This is a genomic window from Ruegeria sp. H9, from assembly GCF_056532915.1.
This window is the reverse complement of the sequence record NZ_JBQFNX010000002.1, coordinates 257,442-276,574: the sequence shown is the minus strand read 5'-3', so window position 1 is coordinate 276,574 and position 19,133 is coordinate 257,442. Positions and strand designations below refer to the sequence as shown.

General features: G+C 55.9%; 18 protein-coding genes and 1 tRNA gene. 3 read left to right on the top strand and 16 right to left on the bottom strand.

Annotation, left to right across the window (positions count from 1 at the left end; genetic code table 11):
• Positions 1–48 precede the first annotated feature (48 nt).
• A complete protein-coding gene (locus ACR0CZ_RS09895; protein ID WP_170393278.1) occupies positions 49–1,188 on the top strand; it encodes an FAD-dependent oxidoreductase in 1,140 nt (379 codons plus the stop codon).
• On the opposite strand, the gene ACR0CZ_RS09890 is transcribed toward ACR0CZ_RS09895, so the two are convergent.
• From ACR0CZ_RS09890 to ACR0CZ_RS09870, 5 genes are all read right to left on the bottom strand, one after another.
• Positions 1,185–1,535: a hypothetical protein gene (locus ACR0CZ_RS09890; RefSeq protein WP_170405345.1), complete on the bottom strand. Its 351-nt coding sequence runs from the start codon at positions 1,533–1,535 to the stop codon at positions 1,185–1,187. The two genes, ACR0CZ_RS09895 and ACR0CZ_RS09890, sit on opposite strands and share 4 nt — an antisense overlap.
• 89 nt (positions 1,536–1,624) lie before the next feature.
• Positions 1,625–2,323 (bottom strand): type 1 glutamine amidotransferase, encoded by a 699-nt coding sequence (locus tag ACR0CZ_RS09885; protein ID WP_480544468.1) that lies wholly within the window; start codon positions 2,321–2,323, stop codon positions 1,625–1,627.
• Complete coding sequence (locus ACR0CZ_RS09880) at positions 2,320–3,744, bottom strand: FMN-binding glutamate synthase family protein (RefSeq protein WP_170393281.1); 1,425 nt, start codon at positions 3,742–3,744, stop codon at positions 2,320–2,322. Before ACR0CZ_RS09880 ends, ACR0CZ_RS09885 begins: the two co-directional genes overlap by 4 nt.
• Positions 3,729–4,442: a GltB/FmdC/FwdC-like GXGXG domain-containing protein gene (locus ACR0CZ_RS09875; protein WP_170393282.1), complete on the bottom strand. Its 714-nt coding sequence runs from the start codon at positions 4,440–4,442 to the stop codon at positions 3,729–3,731. Before ACR0CZ_RS09875 ends, ACR0CZ_RS09880 begins: the two co-directional genes overlap by 16 nt.
• The gene (locus ACR0CZ_RS09870) at positions 4,439–5,383 is read right to left on the bottom strand and encodes a class II glutamine amidotransferase domain-containing protein (protein WP_170393283.1); all 945 of its coding nucleotides are present in this window, start codon (positions 5,381–5,383) and stop codon (positions 4,439–4,441) included. Before ACR0CZ_RS09870 ends, ACR0CZ_RS09875 begins: the two co-directional genes overlap by 4 nt.
• Before the next feature lie 128 nt (positions 5,384–5,511).
• Here ACR0CZ_RS09870 and ACR0CZ_RS09865 point away from each other — a divergent pair, with 128 nt between their 5' ends.
• A complete protein-coding gene (locus ACR0CZ_RS09865; RefSeq protein WP_170393284.1) occupies positions 5,512–6,183 on the top strand; it encodes a GntR family transcriptional regulator in 672 nt (223 codons plus the stop codon).
• 58 nt (positions 6,184–6,241) lie between these two features.
• Here the strand turns inward: ACR0CZ_RS09865 and ACR0CZ_RS09860 are convergent, their stop codons facing one another.
• Positions 6,242–7,549, bottom strand: coding sequence for an aminotransferase class I/II-fold pyridoxal phosphate-dependent enzyme (locus ACR0CZ_RS09860; RefSeq protein ID WP_170393285.1), 1,308 nt, complete (start codon positions 7,547–7,549; stop codon positions 6,242–6,244).
• 96 nt (positions 7,550–7,645) lie between these two features.
• On the opposite strand from ACR0CZ_RS09860, the gene ACR0CZ_RS09855 reads away from it, so the two are divergent.
• Complete coding sequence (locus ACR0CZ_RS09855; protein ID WP_170393286.1) at positions 7,646–8,524, top strand: LysR family transcriptional regulator; 879 nt, start codon at positions 7,646–7,648, stop codon at positions 8,522–8,524.
• Positions 8,525–8,631: 107 nt separating this feature from the next.
• On the opposite strand, the gene ACR0CZ_RS09850 is transcribed toward ACR0CZ_RS09855, so the two are convergent.
• The 10 genes from ACR0CZ_RS09850 to ACR0CZ_RS09805 all read right to left on the bottom strand — a co-directional run bounded on the left by ACR0CZ_RS09850 (position 8,632) and on the right by ACR0CZ_RS09805 (position 19,032).
• Positions 8,632–8,721: transfer RNA gene (locus ACR0CZ_RS09850), tRNA-Ser, on the bottom strand.
• Between the two features lie 64 nt (positions 8,722–8,785).
• A complete protein-coding gene (locus tag ACR0CZ_RS09845) occupies positions 8,786–9,613 on the bottom strand; it encodes an exonuclease/endonuclease/phosphatase family protein (protein WP_170393287.1) in 828 nt (275 codons plus the stop codon).
• Between the two features lie 87 nt (positions 9,614–9,700).
• A complete protein-coding gene (locus ACR0CZ_RS09840) occupies positions 9,701–12,154 on the bottom strand; it encodes a DUF3772 domain-containing protein (protein WP_170393288.1) in 2,454 nt (817 codons plus the stop codon).
• Positions 12,154–13,188, bottom strand: a complete 1,035-nt coding sequence (locus ACR0CZ_RS09835; protein WP_170393289.1) for a cysteine synthase A — start codon at positions 13,186–13,188, stop codon at positions 12,154–12,156. Before ACR0CZ_RS09835 ends, ACR0CZ_RS09840 begins: the two co-directional genes overlap by 1 nt.
• A 66-nt stretch (positions 13,189–13,254) precedes the next feature.
• On the bottom strand, positions 13,255–14,373 hold the full coding sequence (locus ACR0CZ_RS09830; RefSeq protein ID WP_170465432.1) for an NUDIX domain-containing protein: 1,119 nt from the start codon (positions 14,371–14,373) through the stop codon (positions 13,255–13,257).
• A gap of 29 nt (positions 14,374–14,402) precedes the next feature.
• Complete coding sequence (locus tag ACR0CZ_RS09825; RefSeq protein ID WP_170405320.1) at positions 14,403–14,843, bottom strand: TrgA family protein; 441 nt, start codon at positions 14,841–14,843, stop codon at positions 14,403–14,405.
• A 16-nt stretch (positions 14,844–14,859) separates the two neighbouring features.
• Positions 14,860–16,068: an SAM-dependent methyltransferase gene (locus ACR0CZ_RS09820; RefSeq protein WP_170393292.1), complete on the bottom strand. Its 1,209-nt coding sequence runs from the start codon at positions 16,066–16,068 to the stop codon at positions 14,860–14,862.
• A 69-nt stretch (positions 16,069–16,137) separates the two neighbouring features.
• Positions 16,138–17,562, bottom strand: coding sequence for a cryptochrome/photolyase family protein (locus ACR0CZ_RS09815; protein WP_170465434.1), 1,425 nt, complete (start codon positions 17,560–17,562; stop codon positions 16,138–16,140).
• A 47-nt stretch (positions 17,563–17,609) separates the two neighbouring features.
• Complete coding sequence (locus ACR0CZ_RS09810; RefSeq protein WP_170393294.1) at positions 17,610–18,836, bottom strand: aminotransferase class V-fold PLP-dependent enzyme; 1,227 nt, start codon at positions 18,834–18,836, stop codon at positions 17,610–17,612.
• Positions 18,823–19,032: a hypothetical protein gene (locus ACR0CZ_RS09805; RefSeq protein WP_170393295.1), complete on the bottom strand. Its 210-nt coding sequence runs from the start codon at positions 19,030–19,032 to the stop codon at positions 18,823–18,825. The genes ACR0CZ_RS09810 and ACR0CZ_RS09805 overlap by 14 nt, the downstream gene beginning before the upstream one ends.
• Positions 19,033–19,133 lie beyond the last annotated feature (101 nt).

Here is a 19,133-nt window from a genome sequence, read left to right as displayed (position 1 = left end):
GTATACAGTATTCACAAAGACAATCGATAAACAAGGAAAATCTGCATCATGTCCAAGAACTCGGTCATCGTTGTCGGAGGCGGCATCGTCGGCGTCATGACGGCGCTTACACTGCAACGACGTGGTGAGGCAGTGACTCTGATAGATCGCTGGGAACCGGGACATTCCCGTGCATCTTCAACGGATTACAACCGTGTCATCCGTGCGATTTCCGGGCGGGATGAGTTCTATACACGTTGGGCCCGCGAAAGCCGCCTGCGCTGGCTGGAACTGCAAGCCGAGAGCGGCCAGAACCTGATGTATGAATGCGGTGCGCTGATTCTTGCAACAGGCGGTCATTGCGACTGGGAGAACGCCACAGCCGAAACCTTCGACCGCGTTGGTGTGCCCTACTACAAGTTCGGGCGGCAGGACATCGAATCGCGATTTCCGCAGTTTCGCGTTCCTGACATCGAATACGCCCTGTTCGAACCCGAAGCCGGAATGCTGATGGCGCATCGCTGCGTCCTGACCGGGCTTGAGCTGTTTCGTCGAGCGGGCGGGATCGTACAGCGCGGTCGCGTGACCACCGATGGATCAGAGCGCCCAATGCTGGATGGAAAGCCGCTTGAGGCTGATCTTATCATTGTCTCAACCGGCCCCTGGATGGCGGACATGTTCCCCAGGACGATCAAGCCGATATCGACGGTGGTTGGTGTGAATGTCCTCTATACCTCGACGCCAGATGGGTCCGAGGAGTTCGATATGAGCCGGATGCCCTGCTGGATCGATCATGGTCAGGGCTCATTCGGGCTACCCTCATCCGAAGGTTCAGGCGTGAAAGCCGCGGTCGTCATCCCGGACAAGATCGATCTGGACAATGACGAAAGGCTAATCCGACAGGAAACGCTAGGACGCACTCGCAGCTACATCCGTCATCGTCTTCCGGGCCTTGAAGGTGAGCGGGTAGTGGATTCCAAATTCAACCAGATCATCCTGACACCTGACACGCACTTTATTGTCGACTGGCACCCCGAGCATGAAAACGTGCTGTTCGCCGGAGGCTGCTCGGGACATCTGTTCAAACACGCGCCGGTTTTTGCAGAGTTTGCGGCAGGTGTTGGAATGAAGGATTTCGGAACGGCTGATCGTTTCAAGATCACTGGTCGAAGAAAACTGAGCCCAAAAGAAAGTCCAAGCGGGCGTTAACCTTCTGAAAGCGCCGCATAGAGCCCTGAATTCGGGCACTTTTCCTGAGGCAGGCGAACACCTGATCGAATTGCATCTCGGCAGGTCTTTGCTTGGCGACAATGTCCACATTTTTCCGCCAACTCAAGGCCAAGCTCAGGATGGGCCTTAAGATCATCTTCACTCAGGCCAAACTGACTAGCCATCGAGAGTATACGCTCTCGCGCGTTGGGCGCGCCAGAACGCAACATGGCCAAATCAGTGCGGGACAGGCCGAGATCCGATAGCTCCAGATCGCTGATACTTCCCTCGCGTGGAGCATTCACAATCCGCGCAATCCTCTCAAAGAAATCCTTGTATCCCGTCATTGCCAAATCTCCCAACCGATTGCGTATACAGTATACATAGTGCGGCTTGGCTGGACTTGATTAGGATCAAGAGCCGCTCGCTCAAAGGCTTATTGCTCAGGGACGTATGTACCGCGAAAAAGCTCTACTGCTTGAAGCGCTGCAATATCGTCGGGCACAATTGCCGCGCTGACCGAGGACATCCCATCATCCGCTTCCGTAGCTGACAAAAGCACCTCTCGACCTCTGGTGAACAGATCGCGCAAGTGATGCGCCTTGTATTCGGGATGAAACTGAACAGAGCGGGCAGGAAAATCATAATCCAGTGCACCAACTGGACAGTGGCCCGCTGATCCGGTCACCCGAGCCGAGTCCGGAATGCTTGTTACCTGATCCTGATGCCAGACATATGCATCCACGCTATCTCCGCCATAGTTGAAGGGCCGTGCGCCAACGACATTGCCTACCTCGACTTTCTCGGCCCGACCACCATAGACGTCAGCCATGATCTGATGTCCGAAACAGATACCAAAGACTGGTTTTCGGATTTCTCGACAACGGTCCAGGAAGGCACGTAGCGGCTGCATCCAATCCGTGTCATCATAAACGCCAAATTCAGATCCGCCGACTATAGCGCCGTCGAAATCGCTCTCGTCCGGGAGCGGTTCTCCATCAACGACCCCGACTACTACGAACTCGGCTTCCGGTAGGTGTGGGGCGATCCACTCCTGAATCTGCTGTGAAGTCCGCGGCATTCCCTCCAACAATGGCAGCGGGTGGCTAGTCAACTCAAGAACTGCGATTTTCACCAGTCAAAAGCCCTGTCAATTCCAGCCATTTTCACCCCAGTGAAAGCTGACGCTTGAAAGCTAAGCGCACGCAAGTCTTCGGTTTCCAGATTGTGTACCGAGGACTTTCCGCAGGCTTTCGCAAGCGCTGTAATCTCCATGGTCATGGCCGTCAGATAGCGCGCAATGCGCTCTGCCCCTGCATTAGGGTTCATACGAGCTTCGAGACTTTCATCCTGCGTCGCAATGCCAACCGGGCAACGACCAGTGTGGCAATGGTGGCAGGCGCCCGGCGAGGTTCCCAACGCCGCGTAATCTTCGAGATAGCGCGGACTGTTGCATCCTAGCGCAACCATGGCCGCGTTGCCGATCATCACAGCGTCAGCACCGAGGGCCAGACACTTCGCGGCGTCCACACCGGACCGAATGCCACCGGCAGCGACCAGAGAGACTTTGCCGGTCATGCCGCATTCGTCCAATGCTTCACGCGCGGCACGAATAGCGCTCATCGTTGGGATTCCGGTATGGTTTAGCAATAGCTCCGGAGACGCGCCGGTGCCACCTTCGGCACCATCAACTACTACAACATCTGCACCCGCTTTGGCAGCAACTGCCACGTCAAACCGGGGACGTGTCGCACCCATCTTGATGAAGATTGGCACCTGATAGTTGGTGGCGATGCGCAATTCTTCAATCTTCACTGCCAAATCATCAGCGCCGAGAAAATCGGGATGGCGGATCGTAGATCGCTGATCCACACCTTCGGGCAAAGTTCGCATCTGGCTGACGCGCGGGCTGACCTTCATGCCCAGCAGCAGACCCCCGGTTCCGGGTTTCGCACCCTGCCCCACGACAAGTTCCAAGGCATCCGCGCGGCGCAGATGATCCAGATCCACACCATACCGCGCGGGTGACATCTGATAGAGCAGGCGTTGGGAGGCTTCGCGCTCCTCTTCCAGCATGCCACCCTCACCCGTGCAAGTCATGGTTCCTACTTTCGAGGCCCCATAACCCAGCGATGCCTTGGCCGATGCCGACAAAGCACCAAAGGACATTGAAGCGATGTAGATCGGGATCTTCAATTCAAGCGGGCGCTCCACAAGGCCGCGCCCTCCACCCAGTACGGTCGTCGTATCGCAATTCTCGCGATAGCCTTCCAGCGGCAGGCGGGTCATCGTTGCAGGAACGAATGTCAGATCATCAAAGGTCGGCAATTGCTTGTTGAACGTGTTGTATCCACGTACCTGATAGCGCCCAAGCTGCGCCAGCGCGTGAACTTCCGAGATCGCCTCGGGTGTCCAGCGGGTCGAACCTCCTTCATCATACGACGAAGGAACGCCAGCCGGGCGGCCGTCGATCGCTCCCGCATCGCGGAACCTGATTTCCTCTTCCGAGGCAACGTCGAACGGATATTCGTAAGGTTTACTCAGATCATGAGCCATGCGCTTGCGTCCCTGCTTTCAAAATACCAAAGACGCTGGCCCGAAACCATTTTGCGCCAATTTCGCGAACTGTCGACAAGCCCGAGCGGGTCGAGGATCGCATCGACCTCGGCCACTTCTTCAGCAGTCGGTTCGATCACGTCGACATCCACACCCAGGCTGTCGACCTCGCCAGCTACCCAGACCTCACCTTCCCAAAGCGCATCAGCACAGGATTCCCCCGCTCCGCCAAGCGCTATGATCCGACCGGAATGCGCCATGAAGCCGGACTGATAGCCAATCTTTCCTTCGACGACGATGTTTCCACCTTTCATCGCAACGCCGACCCTTGGGCCCGCATCGCCTTTGACATGGATCGTGCCGCCGATCATCGCAGCACCACAGGACATACCGGCATAGCCACCGACAGTGATGTGCCCTTTGGCCATACCTTCGCCAACGGCCCACCCACAATTGCGCTCAATTGTGATGTTCGCCCCGGTGTTGAGGCCGCCGCAGTAGTACCCCACAGAGCCCTCAAATGTGATATCCACATTGTCTGGCAGACCCACGCCCAAATTATGACGAGACAGCGTATCTACCACGCGGATCGGCCGACCCATTGTGCAGGCTTCCATTATCTCACGATTGACCTCGCGGATATGTCGCTTGCCGACTTCGATGACGATCTCATCCATCTTTGCAGCCACCTCATTCATGCCGCCAAACTCCGGTTTCCGACGCCCCAGATACCGGTCAGCGACGGGCCGTCGTAGTTGATCACATCGCATTCCTCGGTCATCACCCGGCGGACCGCTTGTTCTTCGGTCGCAGCCGCCAGATCGCCATTGCGGTTGACGACGACCAGAGGCTTCATTGCAAATCGGTCTTTGGCAAACCCAATCCCGTTTGGCGTTGCGATCATGTAGGTAAACACACCATCGATAGAGGTAATGGACTTCTTTAGCGCCTGCTCCATGGTCAGGCCCGCCTTCATTTGGTCGCTGACCCACACGGCAATCAACTCGCTGTCATTCTCAGTCAAGAACCGATATCCCATTCGGGTCAGCTTATCGCGCCAGGTGAAGTAATCGGTGATCTGCCCGTTATGTACGATCGCGACATCCGAAAATGGGCGCGCCCAGAACGGATGCGATGCGTTAGGCAATACCGAACTTTCCGTAGCAAGCCGTGCATGCCCCAGCCCATGTGTTCCTATCATATCGCGAACTCCGTGCTTTTCGGCCACGGCTTCGGCACCGCCAATATCCTTAATGATCTCAAGACTGCGGCCGCAGGATTGAACTTCAATGCGGTCTGTCAGCTCATCCGCGTCCGCGACCCAGGCTTGAAGATTCCTTGGTTCTGAAATTTCCATCCGAAAGCAATAGTGACGACTTTGGTCCGTTACGATTTGGGGGTCAGACAGAAAGCTGCTTCCGTGTTCACGCAATATCGTTTCAAACGCGGAGAGATCCGCATCCTGTTGAGACTTGTCGAATCCCATTCCGCGTAAAACGTATCCCGTTTCTCGTGGCAAACCATAAACGGCGAAGCCAGTGCTGTCGGCGCCTCGATGTTCCTGCGCATCCATCAGGTCAACAAGATCCGCCCCAACCTTCCCGGGCGCGGCCAGTATTCTACCAGCAATTCCACACATGAAGAGCTCCCTGTTCATTCTTTCCTGTATACTGTATACAGTACACGAACAATAGCAACCCCATTCGCCTTGGCAGCAGTTGTTTTATTGAATACAGAATTCATGAAGGACAGAAAGAGAGGCTCCGAGTGGCTCTGAAACAAATCAAAACACAACGCAGACGCCTGGCGGACGAGGTCTATGACCAACTGGTCGAAGCCATCATGAGTCGCGAGATCACCGGTGAAGATCGGCTGGTGCAGGAAAAGCTGGCCGCCGAGTTGAACATCAGCAGGACGCCCGTACGCGAAGCGCTCATGCGGTTGGAGACTGAAGGCGTGTTGGAAGTGGCCGCCAGCGGCGGATTTCGACTGGCGCGCATGGACCAGACCGAGGTTCGGCAACTATACCAGGCACGCGCAGCCATCGAAGGTCAAGCCGCGCGCATACTTGCGGTACACGCTGAACCAGAGGTTCTTGATCGATTGCGCGAACTCATTCGTCGCGAAGAAGATCTGAGCCAGCCAACGACCCGAGACTACTTTATCGCAAACCGGCACATTCACCGTGCCTTCATGGTTGAGGCTGGCAACAAATTTCTGATCGACATGTTCGATATGATTTGGGGCAAAGCAATGGCGTTCCATCTGTTTTCGGCGATTGAAAACGTCGATATCTCCAAATCGCTCGGAAACCACCTGACGCTCGTTGACGCGATTGCGACGGGTGATGTCACCGAAGCGCTGGAAACTTTCACCAGCCACATTCAGGAAGGTTTCGACCTTCAGATCGAAGGTCTGAAAGAAGCGGATAACGGCTAAACCGCGTTTCTGATCGAGCGACCAATCAGGGCCTGAGACCTGATTGGCCGCAACTGGTTCAAATCACAAAATGCAACCTATCGAACTCACTGCGCCATCCAGATACCTCGGATAGAACGGATTCACCGCTCAAGCCACGTCGGATCAGTTCTGCCAGACGCTCTGCATCTCCTGCTGTCATACCCCACCGGACCAGCTCGGGCGTGCCGATCCGTAGGCCATTCATGTCGCCTTCCACCGGCTCAACTGGCAATCCGATGCCACATGCCAGAAACCCGGATTTACGAAGCAGTTTGGAGGCAGTCTGACCGCCACCATACGGCGCTGCCAGTACCGCGAATTGATGCGAATTGGTGAAACCCTCTCCACCCGCGAAGACCGGAACACCTTGCGCATCCAACGCGGCAGCAAGTGCTTTGGACATCGCAATCATCTCATCTGCATAGGCTGAGCCAAACTCTTTCCAATCCAGCATGGTGACGGCAAGTGCAGCCGTTTTTGCGGCATCAAAGTTGGCTGTCATACCGGGGAAAGCAATTGCATCCAGCGCCTTGGCGATTTCTGCATCGTTTGACACAATCAGACCCCCGGCCGGTCCGCCCAGGCTTTTGTAGGTACTCATGGTCATGAAATGCGCACCCTCCTTCAGCGGGTTGGACCACGCATGCCCGGCGATGATCCCGCACTGGTGGGCGGCGTCGAACATGACCTTTGCGCCGATTTCATCCGCTATGGCACGCACTTCGGCCACGGGATGCTCAAACAGGTTCAGACTGCCGCCTATCGTGATTAGCTTGGGGCATTCGGTCTTCGCCAATGCCCTCAACCGGTCCAGATCAACGGTATACCCTTCCGCATTGACGGGGGCCTCAATAGTGCGCAGACCAAACAGCCCCGCACACCCCGCCAAATGGTGAGTCACATGGCCACCAATCGACGCGGGCGGAGCGATTATCGCATCACCGGGATTGCAGGTCGCCATAAAACCATAGAGGTTGGCAATGGCCCCCGAGGGCACGCGAACCTCGGCGAACTGCGCATCAAAGACATCGGCACATAGTTCTGCGGCGATAACTTCGATCTCTTCGATCGCCTCCAGTCCCATTTCATATTTGTCACCGGGGTATCCCAGCGATGGTCTGGATCCAATGCCCGAAGACAATAGCGCCTCGGCCCTCGGGTTCATGACATTTGTCGCCGGGTTGAGGTTAAAGCACTCTTTTTCGTGAATGCGGCGGTTTTCGTCCGCCAGATGCTCGATCCGGGCCAGAAGATCGCCAGACGACAACGATGCGGCCTTTGTCGCGATGTCCTGGATCAGAGTTTCGCTTGCGGCAGGCACCCAATCTCTTTGTACAAGTGTCATCTGACATCCTCCTGTTTTTTGCAGTTTGGCGGCTTTCGCGTGACACCGCAAAGCAGAATTGTTATTTCTTGGCGTAGAAAAACTAAGGCTAGATCAATGAGTGTCTCCCCCAAACGCCCCAAGGGACCTCCACTGAATGCAATGAGGGCGTTCGAGGCCGCGGCGCGGCATGTCAGCTTTGTCGCGGCGGCGGAAGAGTTGAACGTCTCACCGGGGGCGATCTCGCAACATGTAAAGGCGTTGGAGGGTTGGGCAGGTGCGCCGCTGTTTCGCCGCAACGCGCAAGGGGTTGAACTGACGCCCCAAGGTCAATCACTTGTCGCGGTCTTCACCACAGCCTTTGATCAGATGGGCGATGCCGCTCGGGCCCTTCGGAACCTCAAGCCAAATGCCGATTTTCACATCGCCGCCTTGCCTGCTGTTGCCCAACTCTGGTTGCCCAAACGATTACGCCGGATCAGAGAGTGTTTTCCACATATCAATTTTTCGGTCACGGCGCTGGAAACACCACCCAGCCTTTCGCGTGAGATGTTCGATTTGGCGATCTTCTTCGCGACCTTGGACGAAGCACCTGACCAAATTGTGCTGTGCGAGGATGAAACCCAACCGGTTTGCGCCCCTGCTCTGCTGGATCAGTTAACCGGCAACAACGGGTTTCAAGGCACTCCCTTGTTGCACGATCAGACTTGGAGCAGCGATTGGTCCACATGGTCGCGAAGCACAGGTTGTGAGGTCCCAGATGTCAAAACTGGCCCGCAGTTTTCGCTTTACAGCCTTGCCGTGGAAGAGGCCAAGGCCGCAGCTGGCGTGCTAATGGGGCACCTATGCTTACTCGAAGAGCCATTGAAATCTGGTGCACTCGTAACGGCCCACGCGCAATCCTGCGCGACAGGGCGTGCTCTAGCTGTTCAAGTGCCAGTGGCATCGCGACGAAGACCCGAAACCGATCAAGTCATCGCCTTGTTGTCAGATTGAGTCAAATCTCATCAATCCGGTGCATTGTGCACGACACTTCACATTGAAAGCCCTGCACAAAACAGTCTCGCATAGACCGCAAGGCAACTCAGATTACATAGGGCATATGGCGGAGAGACAGGGATTCGAACCCTGGAGACGGTTTCCCGCCTACACACTTTCCAGGCGTGCGCCTTCGACCACTCGGCCACCTCTCCGGTAGAGGTGACTTATGCGAATTTCTGAACCGAGCGCAAGGCCCCTTTCGCAAAAATGGACGGGTCAGAAAATACGAAAGCTGGCGACAAATGGCAGATGATCCGACACCTCATCCTTGAACGCCTCGCGCCCCATATTCATGGTCCAGTGCATAGGAAACAGTCGCAAGCTGCCGCGGATATAATCGGTGGAATAAGTGCGTGATACGGCAAAACCGTCCAGTAAATTGGCGCGACCCCTATCCAGAATATGCGAAAATCGGTCTTGTAGATCCCAGCACGAAACAAAGTCCATCATGTCATCCCCACCAAGATGGTGGAAATTGCTGACGTCCTGACCGGGGATCATGTTGAAATCACCCATCAAAAGGATCGTGCGCTGTGTCAGACCGGGGGTCGAGCGGATCTCGGCGATCTTGTCTCCGATAATCCTGCATTGGCTGTCACGTATCTGCTGCTCGGGCCGGTCTCGTCCGGATTTAAGATGCACAGCGATCAGCTTGGCCTTGAATTTGCCGACCTCGACATCGGCGATCAGGGCCTGACGTCCGCCGGGATCGTCACCTTCCGAGCCGTCGATCAGCTGCAAACCTGTCACCGAGACCCCCGGTTTGTGCAGAAACCCGATATGGATATTGCCGTTGGGCTGCGGCAGGATCTTGACCTGATAGTCCAGCCCCTTATCGGCCAGACCCAAGGCCAACCGATCGATATGTTCGATGGGGCTGACCTCGACCAGAGTGATCAGTTCGGCGTCCAGCAGGGCCAGCCCTTCGATTTGATGGGTGACCCGGTCACTGCTGGCCGGAATACCCAGACTTGTGTTTACTGGATTGAAGCCAGCCAGATTCCAGACGGCAATACGCGCGAGGCTGTGTGAAAATGTAACCATCAAAATTCCTCCTGCAAATGACTTCAGACTACATCAAAATGAAACAGTCCGATAACCATTTGCGGGAAAATGCCGATCGCATCACGCTCAGTGGTTGTCGCCCTCGCCGTCCTGATCCCCTGCCGCGTCCAGATCGTCTGCTGTCATGTCCACTGGTTTTGTCGATGGCGCATGGGGTGATAGGTCGTCATCCACGGCAGAAGCATCATTGGACGGATCGGACTGACCCGTCAGCACCTCAGGGTTACGGAGCCACAGGTCACGCTGCGCAAACGGGATCTCGATGCCTTCCTCAACGAACCGGCGATTGATCTCGTGGTTCATGTCGGATTTGACAGACAGCACCCAATTCACATCCCGCAGGATTGCGCGGATTTCGAAATCCAACGAGTCTGCACCGAAGCCCTGGAACACTACGCTGGGCGCGGGATTGGCCAGAACCATCGGGTGCCCGTTTGCGATCTCGCCCAGAATAGTTTCGACCTTGCGGGTATCGGTACCATAGGCGACGCCTACAGGCACGATCACTCGGCCAATCGTATTGCCCCGGGTGTAATTCGTAACCACCCCACTGATCAGGTCCGAGTTTGGAACGATCACATCCGTCCGGTCGAACGTCTCGATCCGCGTCGACCGGACTGAGATATCGCGCACATATCCCATCATCCCGTTCACATCGATCCAGTCACCTTTGGAGATAGGGCGCTCAACCAGCAGGATGATCCCTGAGACAAAGTTCGATACAATGGTCTGAAGACCGAAACCGATGCCGACCGACAAAGCACCCGCCACGATCGCAAGCGAGGACAGGTCAAAACCGGCAACCATGATGGCGATCAGTGCCGCCAGAAAAATTCCGACATATCCGGTACCCGACACGATGGCATTCTGCCCGCCGGGATCAATGCTGGTCTTCGGCAGCAGTGAATTGCGCAGCCCGCTTTGCAGCAAACGGGTCAGCGTATATCCAATGGCGAAAATGGCAACGAACGTCAGGAAGTTACTGGGTGAAATCGTAACCCCGCCAATATCGAACCCCAGCAACAATCGCGACCAAGCTTCAAGCAGATCCGTCTGCCGCGCGCCCCAGTAAAGCGCTAATATCGGCAACGCCAGAATGGCAAGCGCGAACCCGACCAGAACCGAAAACAGTGAATCGCGCGCGGCGTCGCCCTGCCCCGAAAGCCAGCCATACACTGTACCGATAAATCGCTGCACGATCACCAGAGCTGCAATCAGAACCAGCGTTTTGATGGCAGGAAATACGATAGCTTCGGCGGCGTTAATGTATCCGAAGGCCCCCAAGATTGGAGTCGCAATCCCAAGCATGAACAAGGCGCGCCGCAGGAACTCGACCAATTGGCTGAACCCTGCGCCACGGCGGGTAGCTTCTTGGTCTGTCTGTTCTTGCTGAGGCTCTGATTGGCGGACCTGACGCACACGCAGCAAAAGAAGGGCCGATACCACAACGATCGGGAAGCCAACAACGGCGCGGGTCGCGTCCGAGATATTCTCGATCTGCTCGAACAATTGCGCCAGCTCGTGCAGAATAAGCATGACCGCCAACAGGTCGATATAAACCCGCAATTCTCTGATTTTACCTGCGGACAGTCTTTGGAAGTTCTGCGCCGCTCCCATCAGATAGACCTGCCGGCCGATCCAATCAAAATAGAAGATAATCGCGGCCCAATAGGGGATTTGCTGGAACAAAAGTGTACCGCGCAGGCCCAGCACGCCAGTTAGCACGACGGCGGTGACCAACGCCAACACGCCCAACCAAGGCAATAGAATGCGCAACAGCGAGACAATAAAGGTCCAGACCCCGCTGCCGCTACCTCCTAGCGAGCGGAGATATTCGCCGCCTTTCTCAGACCATTTGCGCCCAAACAGCAATAGAACTGCTGAAACAACCAACAGCACGAGAATGCCAAGACCGCGCTCGCGGATTTGTTCGCGCACCACATCAGAGCGCAAGTTTTCGATGGTTTCGTTAATAAGACTGTGCGTCGCCTCTTTGATGTCGACCCAAGCTGGTCCCCAATAGACGGGGTTGAGCGGCGACGGCCCGCGTTTCAGCATCTCTTTCTTTTGTCGGTCTCGGACGATCCGATCAATTTCGCTGATCAGCCCATTCGCGCGACTGAAAGCCTCTTCCGAGATGATGCGGGGAACACGCAAACTGTTCAGTTGTGTTTCGAGTTGCGCACGCAGCTTGGCAATGTCTTCGGCCTCGCTTTCCCCTTCAGCCGGCTTTGGGCCAAGCGCCTTGAGTTGGCTTTCCAGCGTCTGAATACGATCGGTGTTGGCACCTCGGGCTTTGTTAAAGTCTTCGCGATACTCATTTATTTCCGAACGCAAATTCTCTAATGCTGCGTTGGATGCACGGTTCGCGCGAATAACAGATTCCGCCCGGTCCGCCGTGCTGACCCAGCCCTGATAATACTCGCTCTGCCGGTCAGTAAGTTGGGCAGAGGCGATCCCGCCCAACCCAATCAAGCAGAATAGCACCAGAACCAGACACAGGCGGACCTGTTGCAGCATCACACGTCCTCAAACACGCCAGGAATACTGCGCGGCGCATCGGTCATCCAATCGGGCACGGGGAGTTCCTTTTCACGCAGGAATTCAGGATTGAACAGTTTGGATTGATAGCGGGTGCCGTAGTCACACAAAATCGTAACAATGGTGTGCCCTGGCCCCAGTTCTTTCGCCAAACGGACGGCACCGGCAATGTTGATCGCGGTTGACCCGCCCATCACCAGACCCTCTTCGCGCAGCAGATCGAAGATATAGGGCAGCGCTTCGCTATCGGTAATCTGCCAGGAATGGTCAGGTGTGAACCCTTCGAGGTTCTTGGTAATCCGCACCTGTCCGATACCTTCTGCGATAGAACCACCCTCCATCGCGATCTCACCAGTGGTGTAGAAGGAATAGAGCCCCGCCCCCATCGGATCAGCCAAACCGATCTTGACACCCTTGGGCTGCAACGCTTCGGCCACCCCGGCCAGAGTACCACCCGATCCAACGGCACAGATGAAGCCATCGACTTTACCGCCGGTCTGCTCCCAGATTTCGGGACCAGTGGTTTCCACATGTGCCTGACGGTTGGCGACATTGTCGAACTGATTGGCCCAAATCGCGCCATTTGGTTCGGTTTGAGCCAACTGCTCGGCCAGACGGCGCGAATAGTGCACAAAGTTGTTGGGATTACGGTACGGCGCCGCAGGCACCTGCACAAGCTGAGCCCCCGCCAGGCGGAGCATATCCTTTTTCTCTTCGGATTGGGTTTCAGGAATGACGATCACCGTCTTGAACCCCATCGAGGCACCAACCAGCGCCAGACCGATGCCGGTATTCCCGGCCGTGCCCTCAACAATCGTGCCGCCGGGTTTCAGATCACCGCGCGCTATCGCATCGCGGATGATAAACAACGCAGCACGGTCTTTGACGGACTGACCCGGGTTCATGAATTCGGCCTTGCCGAGAATCTCGCATCCCGTTTCTTCGCTGACGCGACGCAGCCGGATCAAAGGTGTTTTACCGACAGCGTCGGCAAGGTCTCGTGCAATGCGCATGGCATCCTCTTGTCATATGGTATTGCAGCAGATTTACAGGTGCCCTGACGCGATCACAAGCAGGGATCACTTAGCGCGCAGTCGATCGCGGTTCCGCGCCAACCAATAAGCAAGAGTTAGAAGCGGCAGATCCTTGAAAACATGAGCATCTACCATGCTCATGAATTCATCAAACGGCAGAATTCTGCTGCGGATATCCTCACCTTCCGAAGCGAGGCCACCGCTTTCAACCGTACTAGTCAGATCCCCAAGACCGACATAGAGATAAACATATTCTGTTGACGATCCGCTGGATGAATAGGCACCACCTGCATATTCCAGTTGGTATAGTGAAATCTGCGCTTCTTCCATGGCCTCGCGGGTGGCCGCCTGCTGAGGTGTTTCGCCCGGGTCGATCATGCCAGCCACAGGCTCCCACATCCACGGCTCGGGGTCGTCGATCAAGAACACGGGCGCGCGAAATTGCTCTACCAGCAACACCGTGTCGCGCACCGGATCATAAGGCAGGACGATCACTGCAGACCCTTGCATCAACCCGCTGCGATGCAGCACCGGGCTCAGGGCGCCGTCATACTGACGATGCTGCAGTTCAATTTCATCCATCCCAAAATAGTTGACATAAGCGTGCTTGCGGTCATGAACGATCACGTCATCCGCAACGCTCCGCTCATCCCCCGTTCCACGTTGTCTTGCCGCTAATCTGGCCCAGGCGCGTGTTCTCATAGCTGGAAAGCTGCGCACGATGTCCGAGGCATCGACTCTTCCAAAATGGGCCATCACCTCGTCTGCCGCGAACACCGAAAGCGCACCCCAATCCCTGATCCAGGTTTCAAGATCCCACGGTGCGCCTTTTTTCCAAATGTCAGTATCCGGAAAGAACACCAAGGCCTGATGTTCTTTTCCATCCTCAGTCACGATTGTCTCCGGGCGCAGTTCATATTCGAACCCGCCTTCATAGAAGGCCAATCGACTACGCTCGACGTCACCTAGGCCCTGCACCAGAACGCCACTGGCCTTACTGCCCTTTTCGGTGACAATCATTGGAAAGGGTTGATCTTGAACCGCATATACGGCGTGATCGGGCAAAACAGCCTGCATCGCCGATAAATCGCCTGCGCTGCGACCCATGACGAGTTCCAGCAAAGAGACATGGCGCAAAGTGCCATAGAAAAACAGATTGGACAAAGCAGAGGCCCCGAATTGGCAGATTAGATTTAACGCCAGCGGCGAAAAGCAATTTCGGTAAGTATCCCGCTGAGAACAGCACCAAAACCCAGCGTAAGCAGGATTTCCGGTGCCAGAAGCTGTTCACCATAGCCAATCCCGATCTGAAAGATAGCAAGCAGAGCCTCAAACGGACCACCAAACCGATGGCGCATCGCCTGACTGAACATCTCGTAGGTGCCCTGTACGAACAGCCCCCAGAACACCAGCGCCGCAACACCGGTCAAACCGTTGTTGACGGCCGCGGTCCAGCCACGACCAGCACGTTTACCCATGACAACCCAGCCACAGATCCAACCCAGGATTATGTTCACGTAAGTGAAATAACCATAGTCCTTACCCTCTTCCCCGTTGTCGATGATCATGCCCGACACAAGGAACGCGATCACCAGCAGACACAACGCGGCGACGAGACGTGAGGCTGTAGGCATTCGATTTTTCCGTTCTTCAACTGGGTTTGGCTATCGTGATCTGTGTCACATCACAATTACCGGTGTCAAAGGCTGCGCCACATGCGGTCAAATAATAATTCCACATGCGGCGAAAACGCTCATCAAACCCCATCTCCGATATCTGATCCCACTTGGCATTGAAGGTCTCGTACCAGCGCCGCAGGGTCAGATCGTAGCTTTTGCCAAACTCTTTTGAGCGTACAACGGTCAACCCCGCCTGATCGATCTGATCTCTAAGGATAGACGGTGCTGGCAACATCCCGCCGGGAAAGATGTATTTCTGAATGAAATCAACGCCGTTCTTGTAAATATCCCAACGATGATCCGCGACCGTGATGATCTGCAAAGTGGCATGGGCACCCGGCTTCAACCGATCACGGACCGTGTTGAAATATGCGGGCCAATATTTCTGACCGACCGCCTCGAACATCTCGATCGAGGCAATTCCATCATATTGACCCTGCTCATCGCGGTAGTCCTGTAGCTTGAACTCCACCAGATCAGAAAGCCCTGCTTTTTCAATTCGCTCTCTAGCAAACTTCAACTGCTCTTGGCTAATGGTCAGCCCGGTGACGCGCAGCCCACGCTCTTTCGCGGCATATTCGGCGAACCCACCCCAGCCGCACCCGATCTCAAGGATATGATCCCCCGGTTTGGCCCCCATTTCATCCACCAGGCTGGCGTATTTCGCAGTTTGCGCCTTTTCGAGGCTTTCCTGACCCGTTTCAAATATGGCACTGGAATAGGTCATCGTGTCATCCAGCCACAGGCCATAGAAGTCATTGCCGAGATCATAGTGATACGAGATGTTCTTTTTCGCCTGTGACCGGTTGTTACGATGCAACCAGAACCGCAGTCTTTCATAGGCTCGCACAAGAAACTGTCCGGTAAAATCATCGTAGACCGTCTCAGTTCCCAGATGCACGAGGTCCATGAAACTGCGTAGGTCCGGTGTGCTCCAATCGCCTTCAAGGTAGCCGTCCGAGAAGCCCAGCTCTCCCTCGCGCACCAGCCGGGAAAAGACGTCCGGGTCGTGGATGTCCACATGTGCCACGGGGCCTGGTTGTGGCGCATCCGCGCGGAAAATGCGTCCGTCGGGCAGCGCGATGTCAAGTCGGCCGCGCTCCATCCTCTTCAGCATCTTGAAGACTTGTGTAAAATATCTCGGCAGGTTTTCCTGCCCTTCGGTGCTCGTCAGGAACATCCGCTCTCCCCTCTGCGGTTGCGGGTCAAAGCTAGGACGGGATTCGGTTTCTGGCAAGTTTTCAGTTCCTTACTGGTCTTTTCCGGCATTATACGTGCCCAACGCACGGGCGCGGCCTTCCTTCAGCCCCACCACCGGTGCGGGATACATCTGGTCAGGAGAAAGCCCCCATGATCGCGGCACGGCATCAAAATAGGCTAGCGCGGTCGATGGCGGCTCGGATTGGCCCTCGGCAATCCAGCGACGCACAAAACCTGAGTTTGGATCAAACCGCTCGCGCTGTGTGTCGGGATTGAAGATACGGAAATACGGTGCGGCATCAGGGCCGCAACCGGCCACCCATTGCCATCCCATCGCATTTGCAGCTGGGTCCCAGTCGATCAGGCAATCCCCGAACCAGTCTGCGCCGATTTTCCAATGCGTCATCAGATGCTTTGTCAGATAACTCGCGACAATCATCCGAGCCCGATTGTGCATGCGTCCGGTGACATACATTTGTCTTAGACCGGCATCGACAAGCGGAATTCCGGTTCTTGCCTGACGCCACGCGCGCACTTCGGGCGTGTCGGGATCAGTATTCCAAGGGAATGCGTCCCATTCAGGCTTCCAATTGGCACTCAGAAGATGCGGCCAGTGGTACATTAAGTGATATGCGAACTCACGCCACACAAGCTGACGCAGATAGCCTTCACCACCATGCGCCCCGGTTTGGTCGGCGATTTGCACCCGATGCCAGATTGTACGCGGCCCGATCTCGCCCAGTGCAAGGTATTCTGAAAGATCAGAGGTTCCAGATTGATCTAGTTGATCCCGCTGTTCGCGATACTGATCAATACGTTCCAGAAACGCGTCCAGCTGGTCCAGCGCCGCGTTTTCGCCCGGGTGGACAAACGGGCGGACCACTGCGGCCCCGCGCTGCATATCCCGATCCAGTCGCCAATCAGACAATTGATCGGACGCAGGCCAGGTTTTCGGCGTCATAAGCCGCGTGGGCGCGGGCTCGGGCCAAGAGACTTCGCGCCCCTGCACTGATCGCCACATCGGAGTGAAGACCCGAAACGGCTGGCCGGTTTTGGTGGCGATCGTCCAAGGCTCAAACAGAAGTTGGCCAGCAAATGACTGTGCCTGGATACCCTGTTCGGTCAAAGCAGCCTTGATCTGGGTATCCCTGTTGATCGCCTCCGGATCATAAGCCCGCGTCCAGAATACGGAGCCTGCCCCAGTTTCTCTGACCAGTTCACAAAGAACATCCAGTGCTTGACCCTGGCGCAGTATCAACTTGCTGCCAAGCTGCTCAAGCCTGCCGGCAAAAGCGTCAAGGCCCAGACCAAGGCGCCATTTCGGCGCGGCACCCAAAGTCTGAACCTGATGATCGAGAACAAATACGGGCACGATGGGTCGACCTGATTGCACCGCCGCGCTCAGCGCCGGATGATCTCCTAACCGAAGATCGCGCCTGAACCACAAAATGATCGGAGAATGATCAAAATCCATGTCCGCCCCATGTTTTCTTCGAACTACGAAGCGCCGCAGAAACTGGATCATAAAACGCGGTCAAGCGCCTCCAAAAGCTGATCAATTTCCTGTCGACTGGTGTAGTGCGTAAAGCTAAGACGCAAGACCCCTTGGTCTGCATCGACACCCATCGCCTGCAGAGGGCGATGAGCATAGAAATCACCGCCACCTGCCATGATACCGTGTTTCGAAAGCTCGGCAGCAACAGGCTCGGCCTTCTTATTCAGACTTAACGCTACCGTCGGTGCGCGCCGACTGGCATCAGACGATCCGATCAGGCGCAGAGCGTTCCGGTCTTTGACCGCGTCCAGCAGAGGTTGCAATAGAGCGACCTCGTGTTCCCGCATCAGATCATGCACAAAGGACCCCCTTGCCGACGCTCCTGTTTCCGGTCCTCCATGATGGGCACAAAGCAGGTCCACATAGTCCGCCATGCCTGCGCTGGCCGCGATCTGAGCATGGTCAGGCCCGGCTGGTGTGAACCGCTTGAAAAGAGTGTCGCCGTTGAAATAATGCGCTTGGTTGGGCAGCAATTCACCCAGAGCTCGTCGAATAACCATGCAACCCTGATGCGGGCCATAGGTTTTGTAGGCGGAAAACAGATAGATATCAGGGCCCAGATCACCGACATTGGGGAACCCGTGCGGTGCGTAAGAAACCCCGTCGACACAGGCAAAAGCACCCGCAGCATGTGCGATTGCGGTGATTTCGGTGACCGGGTTGATTTCCCCAACGACATTCGAGCAATGCGGAAAGCACACCAGCCGCACTTTCTCGTCCAGCAAATTCTCCAAATCTTGCGGGTTCAAAGACCCACTCTCCGGATCAATCTTCCATTCCCGAATTTCGATCCCCTCATCGGCCAATCGCCGCCAGGGCCCCGAGTTTGCTTCGTGGTCCTGATTGGTCACGACAATCGCTTCGCCCGGCTGCATCCACTGCCGGAATGCCTGAGCCAGTACATAGGTGTTCTGCGTCGTCGAAGGGCCAAAGCTCAGCTCATCTGTTTCCACCCCCAATATCGCGGCAAGTCGCGCTCGTGCTTCGTCCATTTCCGCGCCACCCGCACGGCTCGCCTCATAGGGCGCGTAGGGCTGAACCTTTCGCTGGGTGTAGAACCGGCTCAACCGATCAAGCACAGGTTTGCAGGTATAGGATCCACCTGCATTCTCAAAAAAGGCCTGTCCTTGAAGGCTGGGTTCCGAAAAGGCCGGGAACTGTGCCCGAACGAATTCAATATCAAGAGCGCCCATCGCATCTCTCTCCCTTATCATGCACTACAGTCCGGGTCGTTGCCCGCGCAAAGTCCGGACATCCCCGAAAACAAGGCAGGTCTTCCAGCCCAGCCGCAGGTCCTTGGAACGGGTAAGGATCGACGGCAGCCCCCATGATGGCCCCATCACCACCAGCAGACCCGGCCAGATAGCCAGAGGCAGAAGGTTGGGTCAAGTGATTGCGTTAATGGTATTTTTTGCCGCCACGCAATGCGTGCACTGACGAAGTCATTGGCCCACGCGGGGCTTAGTTTCTTTTAGGTAGGAAAGTGCCGG